We start from the raw sequence: 20,323 nt of genomic DNA, 5'->3' as shown, positions 1-20,323 counted from the left end.
AATGAATTCGCAAGAGATAATTTCTATTTTGCTAGTTTCAGTGACAGTTTTTATAGTATTGAAAATCAACACTATAAACAATAGGATTATTCAAGGGATATTAAACTGGTTTCCGGCAATTCTATTCGCTTATGTCATTCCTGCTGCTTTTACCCACGCGTTTCAATGGGACTTGTCTCAAGTGGAAGTTCACAATTGGAGCAGGAATGCTATAATACCAATTACCTTGCTTGCTGTGATGTCTTCTTTACCAATCAAACAGTTGACAATTGTAGGATGGAGACCATTAATTTTATTTATAGCAGGAAGTTTAATCATCGCAACACTACCGGTGCTATTGGTCCTTATTTCTGGAGCAATTTCTCCACAGTCGGAAGCCATGTTTATTGGGGATTCCTATTGGAAGGGATTAGTTCCCATAGTTGGCGGTTGGATTGGAGGGAGCACCTCCCAGTTAATTCTAAAAGAGTTAGCCGAAACACCAGAAAATCTATTTCTATCTGTTCTAGTCTTAGACAATATTTTGGTGAATATTTGGACCATTCTAATGTTCCAGTTTATCAAAAAAGGGGAGAGGTTAAGCCTACTTTTTGGAATCAATGATAAACTTCCTGAAAATCTAAACGCCGATCCCACGAAACAAACTGGAACAAAGATTCGCCCTTTATTCATCATCTTAATTTTTGCTGGAATTGCCCTTCTTACGTTTTATTTAGAGCTATCTTTTCTGAATACCGTAATTGTGCTATCTCTAATTGGATTAGCCTTGGGCAATTTTATTCCCATTTGGAACACCAAATACTCACTTAAGTTAGGAGGAATTGGGATTATTCTAGTGATGGCTATTTTGGGATTAAAGCTTGATTTCAGCAATTTAACTTTGCCTTGGACTTTTGTGGGAATCGTAATTTGTTGGCTGATCTTGCATTTTTTAGGAATGCTTATCGTATCTAAAGTCCTGAACCTAAATTTGATTTGGGCTCCAATCGCATCAATGGCTAATTTGGGAGGTATTTCAACTGCTCCAGCCGTAACAGCTGCCTATCGAAAGGATTTGATGCCTCATGCGGTTTTACTGGCTATATTAAGCATGGTTACCGGTACAGCCTGGGGAATGCTTAACATTTATCTATTTCAATTGCTTTAAAAACCTTTTCCATGCAGATTCCAAGTTTGGCAGAACTTAAAAAAGAATTAAGCTTTCTCTCTGAAAAAGAGTTGATATCATTGATTACAGATCTCTCCAAATTAAGTAGGGATAATAAAGCTTATCTCTACTTCAAAATGAATGAAAAGTTTGATCCACGTCTCTTTGTAGACTCTGTAAAAGAAGAATTGGATGAAGCATTCGATTCTGTAAATACAGGGAATTATTACTATACAAAAAAATCGGCTCAAGCCATTCGAAGAAAGTTAAACAAAGCACTAAAGCTGAGTAAAAACAAAGCTGATCAAGTGGAACTGATTTTATATTTCTGCGAAAAATTAAAAGATCACGGTTTTTTGGATTTTCGTCATCCCGTAATTACTAACCTTTTTAACATCCAAATTGGAAAAGCTCAGAGGATTCTTGAGAGTTTACATGTGGACCTTCAGGCAGATTTTCAGTTCAAATTAGAAGAGCTTAAGGATTTTAATTGAGTTCTTGGCTTTTATTCTAAAAAAAAGCCAATCGAATTCGATTGGCTCATTGTGATTTAAAACTTTCAATACTTCAATTTTTCATCCTTATCCCAAATCCCCCAATAAGCGCCAACATCACCTTCTGCGCCTACTTTCCAGGATTCATCAAATGATGAGAAATAGAAAATATCTACTGAATCCAGTTTGGACCAAGTTTGGATATTGATGAAATACTTCATGAAATTTTCATCAGAAGGAATAGCTCCATAAAGTGGAGTTCCCTGACTTGGCCAACCTGTTTCTGTAATAATTACTTTTTTGCCATTTCCAGCTCTCAAAGCGCGATTGTACATGTCCTTGATATACAATAAGGAATACTCCAAAACACAGCCTTCCCAATAAGGGTAACAGTTGGCCAAGATTACATCACAGGCATCGGTGATACGAGGCTTTAGCTCAAATTCATAGTATGCATCCACATAGCCAACAGGTACTTTGGGTAATTCCTTTTTGACCATCTCGATGAAATCGAGGAGCTGGTCTTCAGTAAGGTCTTTTCGGTACATTACCTCATTACCTACCGCTGCAATATCTACATAACCTTCCTTGGCAAGCTTAATCAAGCCTTTAACTTCTTCTTGATTTATTTCGTCATCCTTTCCAAGCCATGCTCCCACCAAGGTCTTCATTCCCATTTCTTTCGCGATCATAGGAATCAATTCATTTCCCTCTGTACAGGAAAATGACCGAACCCAGTTCGTATATGGACGGATGATTTCTAATCTTCTTCGAACCTGCTCTTCGGTCAATGTATCACCTGGCTGCTGTCCTTCCACATAAGGACTGAAACAGAGACCATGCATTCCAGATTGAAGCAATTCATTAAATGTTTCTGATAATTCCTGATAGGATAATCCCTGCAGGTTTTTTCCTGCAAGTGACAAAACTTTGTCAGCGTTAAAAGACATTTTATTTATATTTTAAGGTTTCGTTTTTATCCCAAATACCCCAGCTCTGACCAACTTCACCTTCATGGTGTACTTTCCATGGCTCATCAAATGAGGAGAAATTGAACAATCCAATTCCTTCATTTTTTGCCCATTTATTGGTGGCAATTAGGTATTGCATGGCATTCTTAGGAGAAGCTTTTGCTTCTTGCATTCCTTCTCCTGAATCCGGCCATCCCGTCTCTGTGATGATGACTTCTTTTCCACCAGCAGCAGCCTTAACCATTTCATACATTTTTTGCAAATAAATAGGAGCTTGATCGATATCGCAACCTTCCCAGAAAGGATAGCAGTTAGCTAAGACTAAATCACAAATTTTGATTAATTCAGGTCGTTGCGAAAGTTGGAAATAGGTATCGACATAACTTACGGGTAACGTTGGCAATGCTTCTTTTACTTGTTGAAGATAATCGATGACTTCCTGCTCTGTGAGTTCATTTCGAAGTAATACCTCATTACCAACAACAGCTATGTCTACGAGCCCTTCTTTTGCCAATTCAACAAGCTGTGCTATTTCTGCTTCGTTTTTGATTTTATCAGTACCTAACCAAGCACCTACCATGGTTTTCAAGCCTTTTTCTCGTGCAATCTTTGGAATCAATTCATTTCCATCTGTACAAGAGAAAGAGCGTACCCATTGCGTATGCGGTGCGATGATTTCCATTCTTCGTCTTATCTGATCTTCGGAAAGTGTATCACCAATATTCTGTCCTTCTAGGTATGGGCTAAAGCACATGCCATGAAACCCTTCATTAAGAACCTGTGCAAATTGGTTTTTCAAATCAGAAATTGATTTATTCCCGTATTCATGCTTGAGATTCGCTACTTCTTGCTTTTCCCTTTCTGTGAGCGTAAAGATTTTTTCTATTTGATATCCAGTGTAAGCAATTTCAGGTTTATCCTTTTCTGCTTTTCGTTTCTTTAATTCTTCCCGAATTTCATTTGCTCTTGCTTCATCTACATCGTAGTCATGCATTAAGTACATAGCGACTATAGTACCCAACATGGGTAAACCTGAAAAGAACAACCTCAATCCAGTAACAGCTCCTTCCGGTTGGACAGCGGCATTTCCATCGAAGCCAACAACCGTCAAAATCACCCCACTCAAACCACCGGCAATGGCAAATCCGAATTTGACCATATACCAATAAATAGCACCGAATACCCCTTCTCTTCGTTTGCCGTAGTTTAATTCATCCAAATCGATCACATCCGCAGTCATGGACATCATCAACACAAAAAGGCTACCTATACCGAAAGAGTGAAAAGGAAGTGAGAAGATAAACATCCAAGGTTTCCCGGGAACGAAAAGGAACCACAAAGAAGTATAACCAATCAAAGCAATCCCCTGTGACACCATAAAGGCATTTTTCTTCCCGATTTTTTTGGACATCCAGGCTACAATAGGAATCACAATAAAGGTGGTAACCAAAGCACCCACACTTCCAAATATAGGAGTCCAATAACCAGCAGCGCCCGCATCGCCATTAAACAGGTACCATACAACAATGAAGAAGACAAATCCAGCTACCGTATTAAAGGCGTTGAATATGAAAAATGTGGAAATACAAAGTTTACGGAAAGGCTTTAGAGAAAATGCTTCTTTAAAGCCTCTAACAATTTGGCTTAAGCTATCTCCAATAGCATTAAAAGTAAGAGGGGAAAAATTCTCATTTTTTGTGGATTTACTAGGAATAAAAATAGCTGGAACCATAGCACAAATCGCAAAAATCACCCCAACCCAAATGGCAAGTTCTCGGGTCGCTGATTCTGGATTTGGGAACCAACTTGGCTCGTACATGATCACCCAAAACCAAGGTGCAATTACCCAAGCCCACTGACCAATCCATTGAGCAATTGCCATAATTTGGGTACGTTCATGGAAATCCTCACTCATTTCATAGCCCATGGCTACATAAGGAACACTAAATATGGTGAGCCCTATATAAAATGCGAAAGACATTAATAGAAAGTAAGTGAAGTTATAATTCACGCTATTTTCTCCATAAAGCTGCCACATCACGGAAAAAGCCACACCCATCAAAATCGCACCTAGTAGAACATATTGCCTTCGTCTTCCCCAAACAGATTTTGTGTTATCTGAGATGAAACCCATAATAGGGTCTGTTACTGCATCAAGGACACGAGGGAGGAAATAGACAATTCCCCACATCCATCCTGGAAAGCCTAGGTTTTGCACTAGCACAACCATGAATATCCCTAGAGATGCGGGGAACATTTGATTTGCTAGCATACCCACTCCGAAGGCAATTTTTTGGCCCATGGGTACTTTTTTCGAGGTGGTTGACATGGTTATTAAGGGTTAATGGTAAAAAGCATTGATTATTTTTTGGTTAATATTTAGCAGGAGGTGCCATGACTCCCTGCATGAGACGTTCTTTATCCCCATCAAAGGTTTTATCAATTGGATTCCCATCTCGGGTGAGATTTTCAAAAACACCCTGATCGACTAAATCCCACATTGCATATTTAGCCTGACCGGTCTCTGTGAACAAGCCAAAATGATTTTCCGATCCGATCGGGTTATTCGCGTCTTTCCAAGGTTCGTTGAATCCTTCAAAAAAGAAACAGGAAATACCTGCTTCATCGGTCCATTCACGCATCAACTGATAATAGCGAGCTTGTTTGTATTCATCAGTAGCATGAGAACCATCTGGTCCATAAAGACCATCAGATACAGAAGCCCATCCTGTTTCTCCTATATGAACAGGCTTATTTACACCCAAGCTTTTCATGTAATTGGTGACGGAATCATATTGAGCCTTTGCAAAATCCAAGGCTCGAAGCATTGCTGCATCCACTTTTTCAATCTCAGAAAGTTTTGATTCTTCTATAGGAACTCTCCAAAAATCTGGATTGTAGTGTGTATTGTGATAAGGGTAGGTATGCATGGAAATATAATCCACAGCCTTCACCAATTTGGCCAAGTCCTCGGTATGATAAAGAGGATCTCCACCTCCCCAAGAGGAAAAATCATCCGAACTCGTAATCCAAAGATCTTTTGGAAGCTTGCCATTCGCCTTTAGGTCTTGTAGGTAATTCACCCATTTTAGGATAACAGATGGCTGAACGTAGTAACTAGTAGCCCATTTTACCATTGCCTCGTTACCTACTGCCAAGACCTTCACGATATCTGGATATTGATTGGCAAGAGCGACAGCTCGATTGATTTCCCCTTCGTTTTGCTCACTTTCTACATCATGATCAGGTTCTTGGTCAGTCCAAGCATTCTTACAATCAATCCAAGCTCCCAGCATCACGTACATTTCAAAATCAGGATCTTCACTCTTCATTTCACTAATTGCTTTAAGAAGATTAGAAGCGTGGGCAAACTGCACATTGTAGGTCCGGAGTATTTTGATACCCATTGCGGATAAGATTCTCAAATCTTCTTTTAATTGAGGTATACTAGGCTGAATATCTCTTGATTTAGCTCTGTACCCCTCATATGAAATCGCCTGATAAGCTGAGTTTCCTAAAATTTCTTTTGCAGTCACTATTTTTTGATTTGTTGAGTTATTTGTTTCCTTCTCCGTTGTTTTGTTAGCGCATGAAAAAGCCACCATTATAGCTATTCCGATGCATATTGATTTGAAGTACCTCAAATTCATGGTAATGTCATTTTTGTATACTAGACTAATTTATGAGCTTGTATTTTTTTGATAATTCAGACCATAACCAAACGGAAAAAGCGGTTCAATCGAATTATCCCAATAATTAGGTCCAAATTTTCCTTGGTAATCTTCCACACTTTTTGGCCAGGAATGAGGGAGTTTACCTTTGAAATCAAATTGTCCGAATAAGACTTCTGCTATTCCATCTCCCTCTGATCCAGGAAGCCAAGCGGCAACAAAAGCATCGCTTTGTTCCAATTGCTCCGTGATCACTAAAGGCCTTCCTGAAATCAAAATAACCACCGTCTTTATACCTTTCTCGGTGTAATTAGATATGTATTTCTGATGCTCTTCAGTCAATGTCAGCTGAAATAAGTTCATCTCACCCCCAATATCTCCGAAAAACTCCGCATAGGGATTTTCACCAACTACAATCACAGCGACATCCACATCATCCACTTCCGCCGTTCCGTCCTGATCATAAATTACTTCTCCAGAAGAAAACTTTCGGATACCTTCTAAGATGGTGGTAGCACCTTGATAACTTTCGGTATTTCCTTGCCAGTTGATCGTCCAACCGCCAGACTGAAGTCCGGAGTTATTTGCAAAAGGTCCGACTACAGCGATTTTGGAATTCTTCTTTAAAGGCAAAACCTGATTTTCATTTTTTAAAAGCACCAAGGATTCACGAACAGCCTGCCTCGCAACAGCTCTATGTTCAGGGATTCCTATTTTACCAATTAGGCTTTTATCAGGAAAAGGATTATCAAAGAGACCAAATCGAAATTTTTGCCTCAATATCCTTCGCACAGCATCATTGATTCTATCTTCAGAGATGACACCTTCTAAAACGGCACTTTTTACTCCTTCCTGAAAATCATCCAAATCCCCATCAACAGCCATTACCATATCGATACCAGCATTGATAATGTCATTTCTACCGAAACGAGAATAAGCCTTCCAATCAGATACTACAATCCCGTCAAATTGAAGCTCGTTCTTCAAAAGTCCTGTAATTAGTGCTTTATGAGCATGCATAGGAATGCCGTCCAGTGTATTAAAAGAAGCCATTATTGATGCTACACCGGATTCTATAGCAGCTTGATAGGGAGGAATAAGACGTTCGACAACTTCCTCTCGGGAAAGAGAGCAATTACCACCTTCAACACCGAAATCCGTTGCTCCATCACCAATAAAATGTTTGGCAGTAGCCATAACTCCAGTGTCTCCATGTCCTTGATGTCCTTTGACAGAGGCTTTTGCCAACCGGGATGTCAAATCAGGACATTCAGAAAATGCTTCATAAACACGTCCCCATTTTTCATTCATGGGAATAGCAACGCAGGGAGAAAAAACCCAATTGAATCCCGTAGCCTTAGATTCTAAAGCGGTAATGGCTGCTGCTTTTTCTACCAATTCATCATTTCCCGTAGCTCCTAAACCAATATTATGAGGGAAAATAGTAGCTCCTTCATAAGTGTTTTGTCCATGAACTGCATCCACTCCGAATAGAAGAGGAATCTTAAGCCTAGTAGATAATACGTGCTTTTGAAGCATGGCAAATTTCTCTTGCCATTCTTCAGCATTTGAACCGGGTAGGGGACCTTGGGTATGAATTACAGAGCCGATATACTTTGTTTTGATATCCTCAGGGCTGATATCATCAAAGTGACGAACCTGACTCATTTGACCGATTTTTTCTTCCAGAGTCATCTGAGAAATCAAAGCATCCACTTTTTGCTCTAAATCCAGATCGATATTAAACTTTTTTGCCATAGAAAAAATGGAAAAACCTCCTTATTGAAAGAAGCTACTATCTAGATGGACAATTAATTTCTGGACCTCTCCGGTTCGATCAAAGATCTTTTGGCTCAATTCTTTGGAAAGCAACAAATTGCCTTTCTGCTGAATTTCTTTACCATTTTCGAGGCTTGCTTCAATTCCATTTTTCGAACCGATTTTATACACTATTGGAACTTGACAGAATGTAAAGCAGAGAGAATTCTCATTAACCGGAATTTGAACAGCCTTTCCTTCCACATTGAAATAATTGAAGACTTGACCTTTGTTCAAAAACTCTGATTTCTTTAGCATGATTGGTTTGAAGGAAAGCTGTCCATTTTCAATGAACACCCCCAATTCCCCAAAGCGACAGATGATATCTTCTTTCACCTGACCAGTCATTCCAGGTTGCTGAGCACCTTTACTAGCTGGAGTATGGGAATATGGATCAGTAGGGAATGCACCATAAACACTAGGAGATTTATGAACTCCTATGCCTTCATTAATTTCATAATAATGAGCAATAAGCTTGTCCAAAATCACCTTTGATGCATTTTCCTTGAATGCCTTTACACAACATTCCTCTACTGCCAATTGAAGCTTGGAAACCATGTGCCAGTAGATGGATCCAAGGCCTTCATAACCATAGAAAGTTCCAGACCTACCAGTGAATGCTTTGTGATTAAAGACTTTTTCAAAGGTTCTAAGAATTGCTTTTTTCTCTTGTTGTGAAACAGAATAATCGACAGAATCCAAGGAATCCAAAGTAGTAGCTAAATCAGAGGCATTTTTGAAATTTCCATTAAAATGAAAATCACCATTGATATCTTTTTCGATAATACTTTTGTCTCCTTTTTCCACTAATTGAGTCAAAAGAGTAGATTGAATGACATCTGCTTTTGGGACATTGTTTTTCTCCAAAAACCCTGGTAATTCCTTATTTGGATAAAGTAAATAGCTGTTTTGGTCTTCTCGGTACAACTTACTGGACCTAAGACTATCTAGTGTAGAAACTACTTCTTCGGAGGTCAAGTAACCCGAACTAAGTACCGCAACCTGACCTTCAAGCATCTCACTGAGATATGAAACTGACACCTCATCATCGTTTTCTACAGTCATTAGGTTGTAAGCATGATAAAGGTTGTCTTCCCGCTTGTTTGCCTTTATGGTATGTTCCAAATACCTCAAACAAAGAGCTGAAAAGTCTTTCAAATCCTGAATAGAAACCGCTTTTCGCTCACTGCTGAATGAGTTTAGGTAGATTTTTGACCGGTACTTACTAGCTGGCATGCCTAAAGAATCCAAGACGGTCTTTCTGTCTTTATCGCTAAATTTCCCTGAAAGCAAAGATTCATGTGACTGCAGCGCATGATATGTTTCTAAGAAAAACTCCAACAACTCTTCAGAAACTTTGACTTCTGAAATTGGGCTTTCTCTTAATTCTTTCTGGAAAAAGTCAAAAAAGCGTCTCAAATAGTAAAGCGTTACCATTGACACGCCATTGCCTACAAGCGCATTATTCGCATCATTCCATTCCGGTCTTTGGGTATTCATCCAAATTCCTCCTTCGGGAATGAAATTGGATACTTTCGCTAGAACGGATGCAAGAATTTTTTCTATAAAATTAACTCGATGTATCGCTCCACTCTGATTGGTTAGCAAAGCAGCATCGGCACCTAGTGAGGACCATCTTTTCTGAATAGTCTGATCCAGTTCGTGATCAAAATCTATGGTATCTTTTGGGTTCTTTAGAATATCTTCATAAGGCTTGATTTTGTAAGGCACATTCGCGTAAACAAAAACATCTTCATTGAAATATTTTGACAGGAGACCTGAATTGTAATTTTCAGCAAATTCTAAAAATTTCAATAGATAGATAATCTGATGATCTCCCCAATAACCAATATATGACCAAGGGTCATCTGCTTCAATTCTTTCCCAATCAATGCCGTTTTTAGTAATCCGATAAGGATTATAACCATCAAAGGTTGAGGCATTTAAGAACTTAAATATCATTCCTTCAATGAAGTCAGGATAGGAGAGAGCCAATGCCTCCCAATTCTGAAAAATATCTCTCCAGTTACCGGCATAATCCAATACTTTGGATCCGTCGATTTCATTTTTGGTGTTTATGGAAAAATGATTCCAAGGTCTGCTTGGGTCACCATGTCTTCGGCTAAATTTCAAAGGAAGGTATTCCAAACAAAGCCTTTTGAAATCCGGATCATTCGATTCCTCGGCAAGCTTTTTTAAAGCTGAAACTGGAAATTGTTCTGGTAAGGAGTTGAGACTATTTTTTTGCCTGGAGAAAACTTCCTTATTCGCATTTCGAATATTACTTATTAGGTCAGCTTTTTCGATTTGATAGTTATGGTCAAAAATGCCACCTCGCATAATGTTAAACATCGAATTGGCAAAGTGGCGGGTATCTTTCAACCAATCAGCAGTCAACTGCAAGCCGTCAGCAGCAGCATTGAGTTTGATTAGTTCCTTTGTCCCAAGCTCAATATCATCCTTGACTAGACTCACCAAGTCTTTTTCAGTTTTGATCTTATGAGCCAATGCTCGAATCTGGGAAGCATTTTGATTCACATCAGCTAGAATCATCCATTCCTTTGTTTCCTCAGAATTCAATTCCAAATCAGCTTGAACGAAATAAGCTCCTCTTCTGGCTTTTATATCTGTTTCTTCCTCGATATTGTGCCCATTCCTAAAAGCATCCAATTGTGAAGAGGATACCAGACGTTTTGAATCACCAAGTCCAAGTGACCAAGCAATATTGGCCTTCAAGGCTTCGCTAGGCTCTGCTTTATCTACGATAATGGCGCTTAAGGCAAAAATCCCAATTCCACTTTCCGGCTCAAGTTCATTTCGCTTATAGGCATCAACTAGGTTGCTTCGAATCCCCTGAAGGGCACTTCCAACACCATAAGGCATGATATTTTGGATCCCATCCAAAATGGAAATATCGGTTTTAGAATTAGAGCTATTGAAAAGCTTACTTGTTTTCACAAAACCAAATCGATCGCTGCTGCTCCATTGGTATTGGAAGGTGAGGTTTAAGTCAAGATTTTCTTCTTCGAAAAGGATTTTATTACCAAATCGATTTTTATATAGATTTCTTTTTAGGGTATACAGATTGGCGTAATGAATAGAAAAAGGCTCCCAAATATGGATTTCCCCATTTTTTTTGACTCGGATAATCGTCTTGGAACCTGTATTTTCAGAAGACTCAAGGATTTTATCATCCGTGTAGTAGGGGAAAAGCGCACTTTCCGAATCCTTTCTACCTGCACTGATTCCTCCATTACTTCCTATAAATAGCCAGTGATTTGACGGGCTAATAATACTCATGAAAAAGGGAGGGATTTGATCTGAATCTGTGATTTTCAAATAATCCTCAGATCCTATAGTAATTGAATCCAATTTCACTTGATTAAGGTTATTGTGTTCGGTTATTTTTTCCTGCATATGGGTGGAATAAGTCTTAATAATAGATTCCAAAAAGAGGCGAATTTTTCAGCTCAATTTATAAAATCCTATCAGTTTGTATTAATAATCAATTTCTGGAGTTTAAATATCTGTCGGCTTGGGCCACTTCTACAGTTTGTAAAATGGTAGAAAAATGATTTTGTAATGAATCTTGTGTTATTTCGCTGCCATAGGGGTAAAACTGATGAGCTTTTTTAAGTATATAATAAGCTTTTCGAGGAAATAAGATGTAGTGACCATCTGAAGTCGTCTCTCCTTTGGCACATATCCCAAACCATTCCTCATTCATGTTATTTTCTCCTTCCACAAAATCATAAAAATACCCTCCATTTGACCAAGTGGATTCCGTATTATGGATTTCTAACTCAGCAGTTTGCCCGTTCTTCCACCAACCATCACTAAACTGAAAAGTGTATCCTCCGATAGAATTACCTGCCTTTCCCAATCCGGCAGCATTTTCATAGATTTCTTTCCAATTACTCACCATAAAAAATGACTGTGAATTCTGGTCTTCCACCTTTTCAATTGCGTTGAAAGCATCAGTCCCAAACTCTGTAAATAAGATAGGTTTATTTAATTCATTCTTGACCCTTTCAAATGCATCTCCAAATGAAGCGCCTCGATACATATTAGTCCCAAAAATGTCTATGTCTTTGCATTCCTCTTTAATTATATCTAAAAATAGCAGGTCGCCATTACAGATTGCCACCGGAACTCTAGAATCAAAATTTTTCATGGCAAGAGCAGCCTCATTAAATAATTTATACATGGCTACAGCTCTTTCTTTCGACTCCCAGTCTTCTTCTGGAATATTCTCTGTTTCAGCACCTTCCCAAAATAATCCGTAGTTATTTTCATTTCCTAATAAGTAGAGTAGGAGGCCTTCAGTGCCCCGATATTCCTTTACCAATGCTGTAACTTCCTTTAATAGAAGATTTTTAACTCTAGGGTTTGAATAATCAGTATTTGTTAACCATTCACCATCTACAGTCAATCCATACCTACCAAAAGAGTGATTTAACATGGTGTAAATACCATAATTTTTATAAATGTAGGTGATCCATTTTGGGGGAATTCCTGTGTAAATCCTTACTGAATTGACTCCCATGTTTCGAAGTAAGGACATCTCATCGTCAAGGGCTTTTTTTATAAAATCATCTGATTGATTCCAAAGATTATATTCGTAATTAGTACCAATTGGAAAATAGTCCCAATTCATTCCATTTATAAAAAAGTCTTCATTATTTACTTGAAGTTTCATTCCAGAATCGTCATGAAAAACGGATACTTGGTAATCTAGATTCTCAGTTGAACAAGATACAGCAAATAGAATCATTGCCGTTAGGAAGAAATTTTTCATGGCAGTTTAAGTCGAAAGACAAAATGGTTATTTGGGTAAATGAATTTTATGATGATATGAAGAACTTGAAAACAGCCGAATCATCAAAAAATGTGACTACATCATTTCTTTCTAAGTAGTACTACAAAACCTCATTTTTCTTAATCTCAAGCTATATTCTTGATATTTATTAGAAAACCACACTACTACAATAGGAAAAATAAAGCGAATGGAGAATTTCTTTTACTAGAAGGGAAATTGCAGTTGAATATCTAAGGTTTGTGACTCTTTACTTAATTGGGTCCCGTCTTAAATGACAAAAAGATTTGTGAAATATCAAGGTTAAATTCAGTTCAAAATTGAGTAAGTAAAATATGCTTTCAGATTAATGGAGCAAAAGAAAAAATCAAACCTTCCTACATTAAAATGTTCAAATACTTCATTTTTTGGAAGAAAACTTCATTTTTTAATAGCTCTATTTGAATGATAAATATCATTTTTTGAAGGTATTCCTCTCATAAAATGGGTGGTGTAAAATGAATAACTTAAGGTTGATAATGAGATCAATCATGGAGTTCCTTAAGTTCTTGTTTTCCGTAATACTTTTTTTCTTTTCAGTTATTTCAATTCAGGCTCAAGACGCCAAAGAAATCGTCCGCAAAGCCGATGAAAAAATGCGTGGAAAGACTTCCATGGCAGAAATGGTTATAAAAACTAGCCGTCCAACCTGGAATAGGGAAATGGAAGTGAAAACCTGGATCAAAGGGACCAATTATGCCATGATATTGATCCAGTCTCCTGCAAAGGATAAGGGAATCGTTTTCCTAAAAAGAAGTAAGGAGGTTTGGAACTGGCTACCTACGGTGGAGCGCTCCATCAAACTTCCACCTTCTATGATGAATCAGTCCTGGATGGGAACTGACTTCACCAACGATGATTTGGTAAAAGAATCCTCCATTCTTGAGGATTATACCCATAGTATCTTGGGCGATACGATAATCAATGAGCGAGAGGCTTATCTTATTGAAATGATCCCAAAACCCGAAGCTGCATTGGTCTGGGGAAAATTGGTGGTCTGTATTGACAAGAAAGATTTCTTGGAACTGCATACAAGGTTTTACGATGAAGATGGGTATTTAGTCAATACCATGTATGCATATGATGTCAAGGAAATGGATGGGCGCTTGATTCCCACCCGATTTGTAATGATCCCTGAGGACAAGAAAAACCAGAAAACAGAGATTATTTACAAAAGCATTCTTTTTGACAGGAATATAGAAGATCGATTTTTCACCATGAATCAGATGCGAAATCTCAGATAAAGATGTGGTTGCTTAAGCTGGCATGGAAAAATATGTGGAGAAACCGAAACAGAACGGCCATCACTATTACGGCTGTATTTTTCTCTGTGATTCTATCCGTACTTACCAACAGCCTTCAGGAAGGCGTATTTGATAACCTGATCAAAAATGTGGTGAGCTTCTATTCCGGTTACATTCAAGTCCATAAGAGCGGATATTGGGATGAGCAGATCCTTGAAAACACATTTGAAAATTTACCCGAACTGCAAGAGCAGGTTATTCAAATTGACAATGTTGAGGCTGTAACTCCAAGATTTGAATCCTTTGCCCTAGCCTCATCAGATACCCTAACAAAAGGTTGTATGGTGGTTGGTATTTTACCCGAAAAGGAAGATGCAATCACCCAACTGAAAAACAAGGTAGCCGAAGGCAATTACCTTAAAGATGGAGATGAAGGAATTATGCTTGGGGAAGGTTTGGCACATCGGCTAAAACTCCAGCTGAATGATTCCATCGTTCTTATAGGTCAAGGCTATCATGGCGCAATGGCAGTGGGAAAATATCCGATTACAGGGATTTTACGCTTTGGGCAACCTGAAATGAACAACCAATCCCTATACATGACTTTGAGCAATGCTCAGGTACTTTTCAGTGCCGAAAACCGTCTGACTTCATATGTTATTGGTTTGGAAAATACCAATGAACTAGACCAAACCGCAGTAAACATCAGAACTTCCTTGGGTGATACTTATGAAACAATGACCTGGGAGGAAATGATGCCGGAGGTAGTGCAACATATCCGAACTGACAAGGGGAGCATGGTGATCATTCAATTGGTTCTCTATATGCTGATAGCATTTGGAATTTTTGGAACCTTGCTCATGATGATGGTGGAGAGAAAGTACGAAATGGGTATGCTAATAGCTATTGGAATGAAGAAATTCAAACTCATGCAAGTCATGATGCTGGAATCCCTTTTTACGGTTTTGAGTGGGTGTTTATTAGGAATTTTGGTCAGTATTCCTATTGTGGTATATCTGTACAGAAATCCCATCCGCTTCAAAGGTCAGCTAGCTGAAGTTTATGAGGAATTTGGTTTTGAAGCCATATTTCCTACTTCCACAAATCCTGAGATCTTCCTTAATCAAGGAGTTTTGGTTCTTATTCTAGGATTGGTCCTATCTCTTTATCCTTTGGTGAAAATTGCCAAGATCAACCCAGTTACGGCTATGAAAAAATAAAAGCCTTATTATGAACCTGAAATTTGCATGGCGAAACGTCTGGAGACACAAAAGTAGAAGCCTCATCATTATGGCTTCCGTAGCTATTGGTTTGTTTGCCGGACTGTTCGTCATGGGCCTCTATGAGGGGATGATGCGATCCAGAGTCCGGGTTGTTATCGATACGGAAGTTGCGCATTTACAAATCCATCATCCAGAATTCAAGCAGGATTATGACCCTAATTTTATTCTAGAATTGGATCGAATCAGGGAAAGCTTGAACAAAGTTCAAAGCATACGAAAAGCTGCTTTCCGTTCGATTTCCCAAGGAATGTTAGCAACAACAACGGGAAGTGCAGGAGTGCAGATTTTTGGAATTGGGGTAGAGGAGGAGGCTGTAGTTTCCTCCCTCGATGATAAGATAATAGAAGGAGAGACTCTCGAACCCGCCAAAAAAAACGGGATACTTATCGGAAGAAAGCTAGCTGACAAAATGAAGGTCAAGCTTGGTTCCAAACTGGTTTTAACCTTCACAGATAGGGAAAATAATGTCATTTCAGGGGCATTTCGTATCTCGGGGATTTATCAGACGATCAATACTTCATTGGATGAACGCTTTGTTTACATTCACCGTGAACGACTCAATGGTTACCTAGGCCTAGGTGATACCTGTCATGAAGTAGCCATTTTACTGAATCAAGATGAGGACTTGGAATCTACAAAAACTCAGCTCGTGGCACAGTTTCCTGAATATTCCGTGAAGACATGGAGAGAAAATTCCCCTGAAACTGACTTGATGGTAGGAACAATCGATCAATATTCAACTATCATCATCATCATTATCATGATTGCTCTAGCCTTCGGAATTATCAACACTATGCTAATGTCAGTATTGGAAAGAACCCGGGAAATTGGAATGCTTTCAGCTTTGGGCATGAACAGGTTCAAGGTCTTCTCCCTGATTTTGGGGGAAACCTTCATTCTGACCTTAATAGGGGTTCCTTTGGGAATTTTAATGAGTTGGATTTCAATAAACCACTATTCTACAGCAGGAATTGATATATCCTCATTTTCCGAAGATGCTATGTCCAGTTTTGGATTCACCAGTATTATTTACCCAGAATTCCCATTGGAAAACTTGATTTCGGTATTACTGATAGTCGTAAGTACAGCTCTATTTTCTTCCATTTTTCCATCAATCAAAGCCATCAAACTGCAACCTGCAGATGCCTTGAGGCAATAACATTAAGAACCATGAATACAGTCATAGATGCACATAACATCAGCAAAACCTTCAATCCGGAAACCATCCCAATCTATGCGGTTAGGGATGTGCATTTGCATTTGGAAAGGGGAGAGTTCACCGCTTTGGTTGGCCCTTCCGGATCCGGAAAAACTACACTTCTGAATTTGCTGGGAGGTTTGGACAAACCAGACAAGGGAAATATTTTAATCAATGGAGTGGATATTACATCTTTGAGACCAAATGCTTTGATTGATTTCCGCCTGAAGAACATAGGTTTTGTTTTTCAATCCTTTAACCTGATTCCAGTTTTTACCGCCCGGGAAAATGTGGAACTGATCATGCAACTACAGCATAGGAGCAAATCAGAGATAGATGAACGGGTAAAGATTTTATTTCAGGAAATCGGTTTGGAAGAGAAAATGAACACCCGACCGGCTCAACTATCAGGTGGACAACAGCAAAGAGTCGCAGTGGCTAGGGCACTGGCATCCAAGCCTCAATTCATTCTAGCGGACGAACCAACGGCCAATTTAGATTCCAAATCAGCTATCAAGCTTTTAGATATAATGGCCAAACTGAATAAGGAAGAAAATATCACTTTTATATTTTCAACTCACGATCCTAGGGTAATTGAAAGAGCTAGGCGAGTAATCACCTTGGTGGATGGACAGGTTCATTCCGACACAAGAGCTATTGATACTTCAGGTGAACATTTTATTCCTATTGATAAAGAGTAAGTTATGAGATTCAAATTCCTACTTACCTTATATTTAATTGTGGTAGGGTCCTCTGGTTTTTTATTTGGACAGGAAGAGGAATGGGAACTCGAAAAAGCACCGAAGTGGGAGATTGGTGGATATTTAAAATACCTAAATAATAAAACCTTTACGGGAAATTTTGATGAGTCCATTAATGGAAATCTGATTCATCATCGTCTAAATTTCAAATGGAATCCTAGTGAGCGAATTTCTGGTGCAGCTGAATTTCGGAACCGGATATTTTGGGGTGAGGAAATCCGAAATACCCCGAATTATTCCAGCTTGATCACCAACTCGGAAGCCAGACTCAATACTTCCATAATCTGGTTTAATTCGGGTAATGTCCTAATGCAAACCTATATTGATCGGCTTTGGCTGGAATATAGGGCAGATAAATGGGATTTTAGACTCGGAAAACAGCGTATAAATTGGGGGATGAGCACACTTTGGAATCCTAACGACATCTTCAATACCTATAATTTTTTGGATTTCGATTATGAGGAAAGACCTGGGAGTGATGCAATCAAATTCCAATATAATTTCACTGGAATGAGCAATATTCAGTTTGCCCTAGCAACATCTTCTGAAAAAGAAAACATTGTAGCAGCTCTAAAATACTTCACCAATAAATGGAATTATGATTTTCAATTTTCTACAGGAGTTTTTCGAGAAAAATTAACTCTAGGTACAGGATGGTCAGGAAATATTAAAGATTTTGGATTTAAGGGTGAAATACAATTTTTCACAGCCCATAAAGCAGACAATTCCCAAATTAATTTAACACTGGAATCCGATTATTTATTTGCTAAAGGCTGGTATATAAATCTTGGATTTTTAATGAATAGCCTTGGAACAGCAAATCCTTTGAATTTATTGGATCTATCAGACTTTGAACTTACACCTCAAAATTTGATGCCAACTAAATGGAATGTAGCTATAATTACTTCAAAACAATTTACGCCATTGTTTTCGGGCAGTTTTTCTACCATTTATTCACCAGGAACAAATCTATTATTAGTTCTTCCGAATTTTCAGTATAATCTAGCTTCAAATTTAGATTTGGATTTTTTTTGGCAATCATTTTATGCAGAACAAAACGAAGTTTTCAAAGGAGCTGTTCACAGAGCATATTTTAGAGTTAAATGGAGTTATTAAAAGAATTCACTATATATCCATTTGATAGACAATTGTTACATAATTTATATTATGTTAAGTAAATAATTTTAAGCCTTCAGATTTCATATTTATTTCTAATTTCAAGACGCATAAGTTTCTACCCTTTAGCAACGAATGAAAATCTCTCTTTCCACTGTCGGCCTATTCCTTGGACCTATTTCTTTTCTTGCAATTTTATTTTTTGTTCAATCTCCTGGATTGAATCCTGAAGCTTTATCTATGCTTGCCTTAGCTACCTGGATGGCAATCTGGTGGATTACCGAGGCATTACCTATTGCAGCAACGGCTTTCCTTCCGTTGATCATCATGCCTACGTTAAAAATTCTTCCTATAAATAATGTTTCCGCTAATTATATGCATCCAACTGTGATGCTTTATATGGGTGGATTTTTAATGGCTACAGGAATCGAAAAATGGAATTTGCATCGACGAATCGCCCTATCGATTATTAACTTAATTGGCACTGACTTAAGAACGATAGTTTTAGGATTTATTTTAGCCACTGGATTTTTATCCATGTGGATCTCAAATTCAGCAACATCGTTAATGATGTTACCTATTGGATTGGCTGTTGTTAAACAATTTCAAGAACAATTATCCGGTCATCAAGGAAAACTGGCTAAGAAACTTGGCAAAAATATCATGTTGGGAATTGCATACAGCGCATCTATAGGCGGTGTGGCCACCTTAATCGGAACTCCTACCAATACCATATTAGCAGCCGTAGTAAAAGATCTATATGGATATTCCATAGGGTTTAATGAATGGTTGCTTTTTGGATTCCCGCTTTCCTTGATTTTAATCGCTATTTGTTGGTGGTATTTAGTCAATTTTGCCAATCCCCTTCCTAAAAATTATCGCCTAGAGGAAGGAAAATCCATTGTCAAAGAACAATTGAAAAAGCTTGGCAAAATGAAATTTGAAGAAAAAACTGTTCTTGCGGTTTTCGCTTTAGTTTGTTTTTCATGGATTTCAAGAAGCTTCTTATTGGTCAAATTAATTCCGGGAATTGATGATACCATCATTGTGTTAACGGGAGTTGTTCTCCTATTCCTTCTCCCCGATTCAACTAAAACTAAAAGAATTCTCGATTGGAAAACAGCAGAATCCATTCCTTGGGGTATTTTAATACTCTTTGGAGGTGGATTGGCTTTAGCTGAAGGATTTAAAGAAACAGGCTTGGCTGAATGGATTGGTCAACGGTTTACATTAATTGAAGGAATATCCTTTTTCTTATTGCTCCTAATTATTGTAGCCGCTGTAAATTTCTTGACCGAAGTGACTTCCAATGTCGCAACAGCCTCCATGCTTCTCCCCATTTTGGCGTCTGTAGCCCTTAAACTTGATCTTCATCCTTTTGGATTAATGGTTGGTGCAACCTTGGCAGCCAGTTGTGCATTTATGCTCCCCGTGGCCACCCCTCCCAATGCGGTGGTATTTGGTTCGGGCTACTTAAAAATGAATGATATGGTGAAAGCAGGCTTCTGGCTGAATATTTTATCAATTCTCATCGTCACGCTTTTGGTTTATTACCTATTGCCTACTCTTTGGAATATTGACCTTCAAACCAATCCATTTTAAGAAATAAAGGGGATTTTCACATTCTGTCCCAAAATCCAGCCCTTTCATCCCAAGAAATTGTGGTTGATCTATTCTGCTAGTAATGTTGTCAAAAGATCAGACAACAAGATGAAACGTATCGCTTCTATACCCAAAAAACATAAAGGCTTTTATTTTCTTCTTT

General features: G+C 38.4%; 14 protein-coding genes. 8 read left to right on the top strand and 6 right to left on the bottom strand.

The genetic code is table 11. The features are described from left to right. The first annotated feature begins 1 nt into the window (after position 1). On the top strand, positions 2 to 1,147 hold the full coding sequence (locus NY014_RS03485; RefSeq protein WP_259413141.1) for a DUF819 family protein: 1,146 nt from the start codon (positions 2 to 4) through the stop codon (positions 1,145 to 1,147). 11 nt (positions 1,148 to 1,158) lie between these two features. Continuing rightward, the gene (locus NY014_RS03480) at positions 1,159 to 1,641 is read left to right on the top strand and encodes a hypothetical protein (protein WP_259413140.1); all 483 of its coding nucleotides are present in this window, start codon (positions 1,159 to 1,161) and stop codon (positions 1,639 to 1,641) included. 65 nt (positions 1,642 to 1,706) lie between these two features. Here NY014_RS03480 and NY014_RS03475 read toward each other — a convergent pair whose 3' ends face one another. From NY014_RS03475 to NY014_RS03450, 6 genes are all read right to left on the bottom strand, one after another. Then, the gene (locus NY014_RS03475) at positions 1,707 to 2,591 is read right to left on the bottom strand and encodes a glycoside hydrolase family 17 protein (RefSeq protein ID WP_259413139.1); all 885 of its coding nucleotides are present in this window, start codon (positions 2,589 to 2,591) and stop codon (positions 1,707 to 1,709) included. 1 nt (position 2,592) lies between these two features. Continuing rightward, positions 2,593 to 4,941: an MFS transporter gene (locus NY014_RS03470; RefSeq protein WP_259413138.1), complete on the bottom strand. Its 2,349-nt coding sequence runs from the start codon at positions 4,939 to 4,941 to the stop codon at positions 2,593 to 2,595. Positions 4,942 to 4,984: 43 nt separating this feature from the next. Continuing rightward, positions 4,985 to 6,148 (bottom strand): glycoside hydrolase family 17 protein, encoded by a 1,164-nt coding sequence (locus tag NY014_RS03465; RefSeq protein ID WP_259413137.1) that lies wholly within the window; start codon positions 6,146 to 6,148, stop codon positions 4,985 to 4,987. Positions 6,149 to 6,292: 144 nt separating this feature from the next. Further along, the gene (locus tag NY014_RS03460) at positions 6,293 to 8,041 is read right to left on the bottom strand and encodes a glycoside hydrolase family 3 protein (RefSeq protein ID WP_259413136.1); all 1,749 of its coding nucleotides are present in this window, start codon (positions 8,039 to 8,041) and stop codon (positions 6,293 to 6,295) included. 21 nt (positions 8,042 to 8,062) lie between these two features. Continuing rightward, positions 8,063 to 11,518, bottom strand: a complete 3,456-nt coding sequence (locus NY014_RS03455) for a 1,3-beta-D-glucan phosphorylase, GH149 family (RefSeq protein ID WP_259413135.1) — start codon at positions 11,516 to 11,518, stop codon at positions 8,063 to 8,065. Between the two features lie 88 nt (positions 11,519 to 11,606). Next, positions 11,607 to 12,899, bottom strand: coding sequence for a glycoside hydrolase 5 family protein (locus NY014_RS03450; protein WP_259413134.1), 1,293 nt, complete (start codon positions 12,897 to 12,899; stop codon positions 11,607 to 11,609). A 548-nt stretch (positions 12,900 to 13,447) separates the two neighbouring features. Here NY014_RS03450 and NY014_RS03445 point away from each other — a divergent pair. The 6 genes from NY014_RS03445 (at position 13,448) to NY014_RS03420 (ending at position 20,160) form a co-directional block, all read left to right on the top strand. Further along, a complete protein-coding gene (locus tag NY014_RS03445; protein ID WP_259413132.1) occupies positions 13,448 to 14,200 on the top strand; it encodes an outer membrane lipoprotein-sorting protein in 753 nt (250 codons plus the stop codon). Positions 14,201 to 14,202: 2 nt separating this feature from the next. Next, a complete protein-coding gene (locus NY014_RS03440) occupies positions 14,203 to 15,420 on the top strand; it encodes an ABC transporter permease (RefSeq protein ID WP_259413131.1) in 1,218 nt (405 codons plus the stop codon). A 10-nt stretch (positions 15,421 to 15,430) separates the two neighbouring features. Beyond that, positions 15,431 to 16,642, top strand: a complete 1,212-nt coding sequence (locus NY014_RS03435) for an ABC transporter permease (RefSeq protein WP_259413129.1) — start codon at positions 15,431 to 15,433, stop codon at positions 16,640 to 16,642. Between the two features lie 11 nt (positions 16,643 to 16,653). Then, positions 16,654 to 17,382: an ABC transporter ATP-binding protein gene (locus NY014_RS03430; RefSeq protein WP_259413128.1), complete on the top strand. Its 729-nt coding sequence runs from the start codon at positions 16,654 to 16,656 to the stop codon at positions 17,380 to 17,382. Positions 17,383 to 17,751: 369 nt separating this feature from the next. After that, positions 17,752 to 18,558 (top strand): hypothetical protein, encoded by an 807-nt coding sequence (locus NY014_RS03425; RefSeq protein WP_259413127.1) that lies wholly within the window; start codon positions 17,752 to 17,754, stop codon positions 18,556 to 18,558. A 135-nt stretch (positions 18,559 to 18,693) separates the two neighbouring features. Then, on the top strand, positions 18,694 to 20,160 hold the full coding sequence (locus NY014_RS03420; protein WP_259413126.1) for an SLC13 family permease: 1,467 nt from the start codon (positions 18,694 to 18,696) through the stop codon (positions 20,158 to 20,160). Positions 20,161 to 20,323: the final 163 nt, after the last annotated feature.

This window comes from Algoriphagus limi (assembly GCF_024919275.1).
GTDB classification, from domain to species: Bacteria; Bacteroidota; Bacteroidia; order Cytophagales; family Cyclobacteriaceae; genus Algoriphagus; species Algoriphagus limi.
The sequence above is the reverse complement of the archived record's forward strand: the minus strand, read 5'-3'. Positions and strand labels throughout refer to the sequence as shown.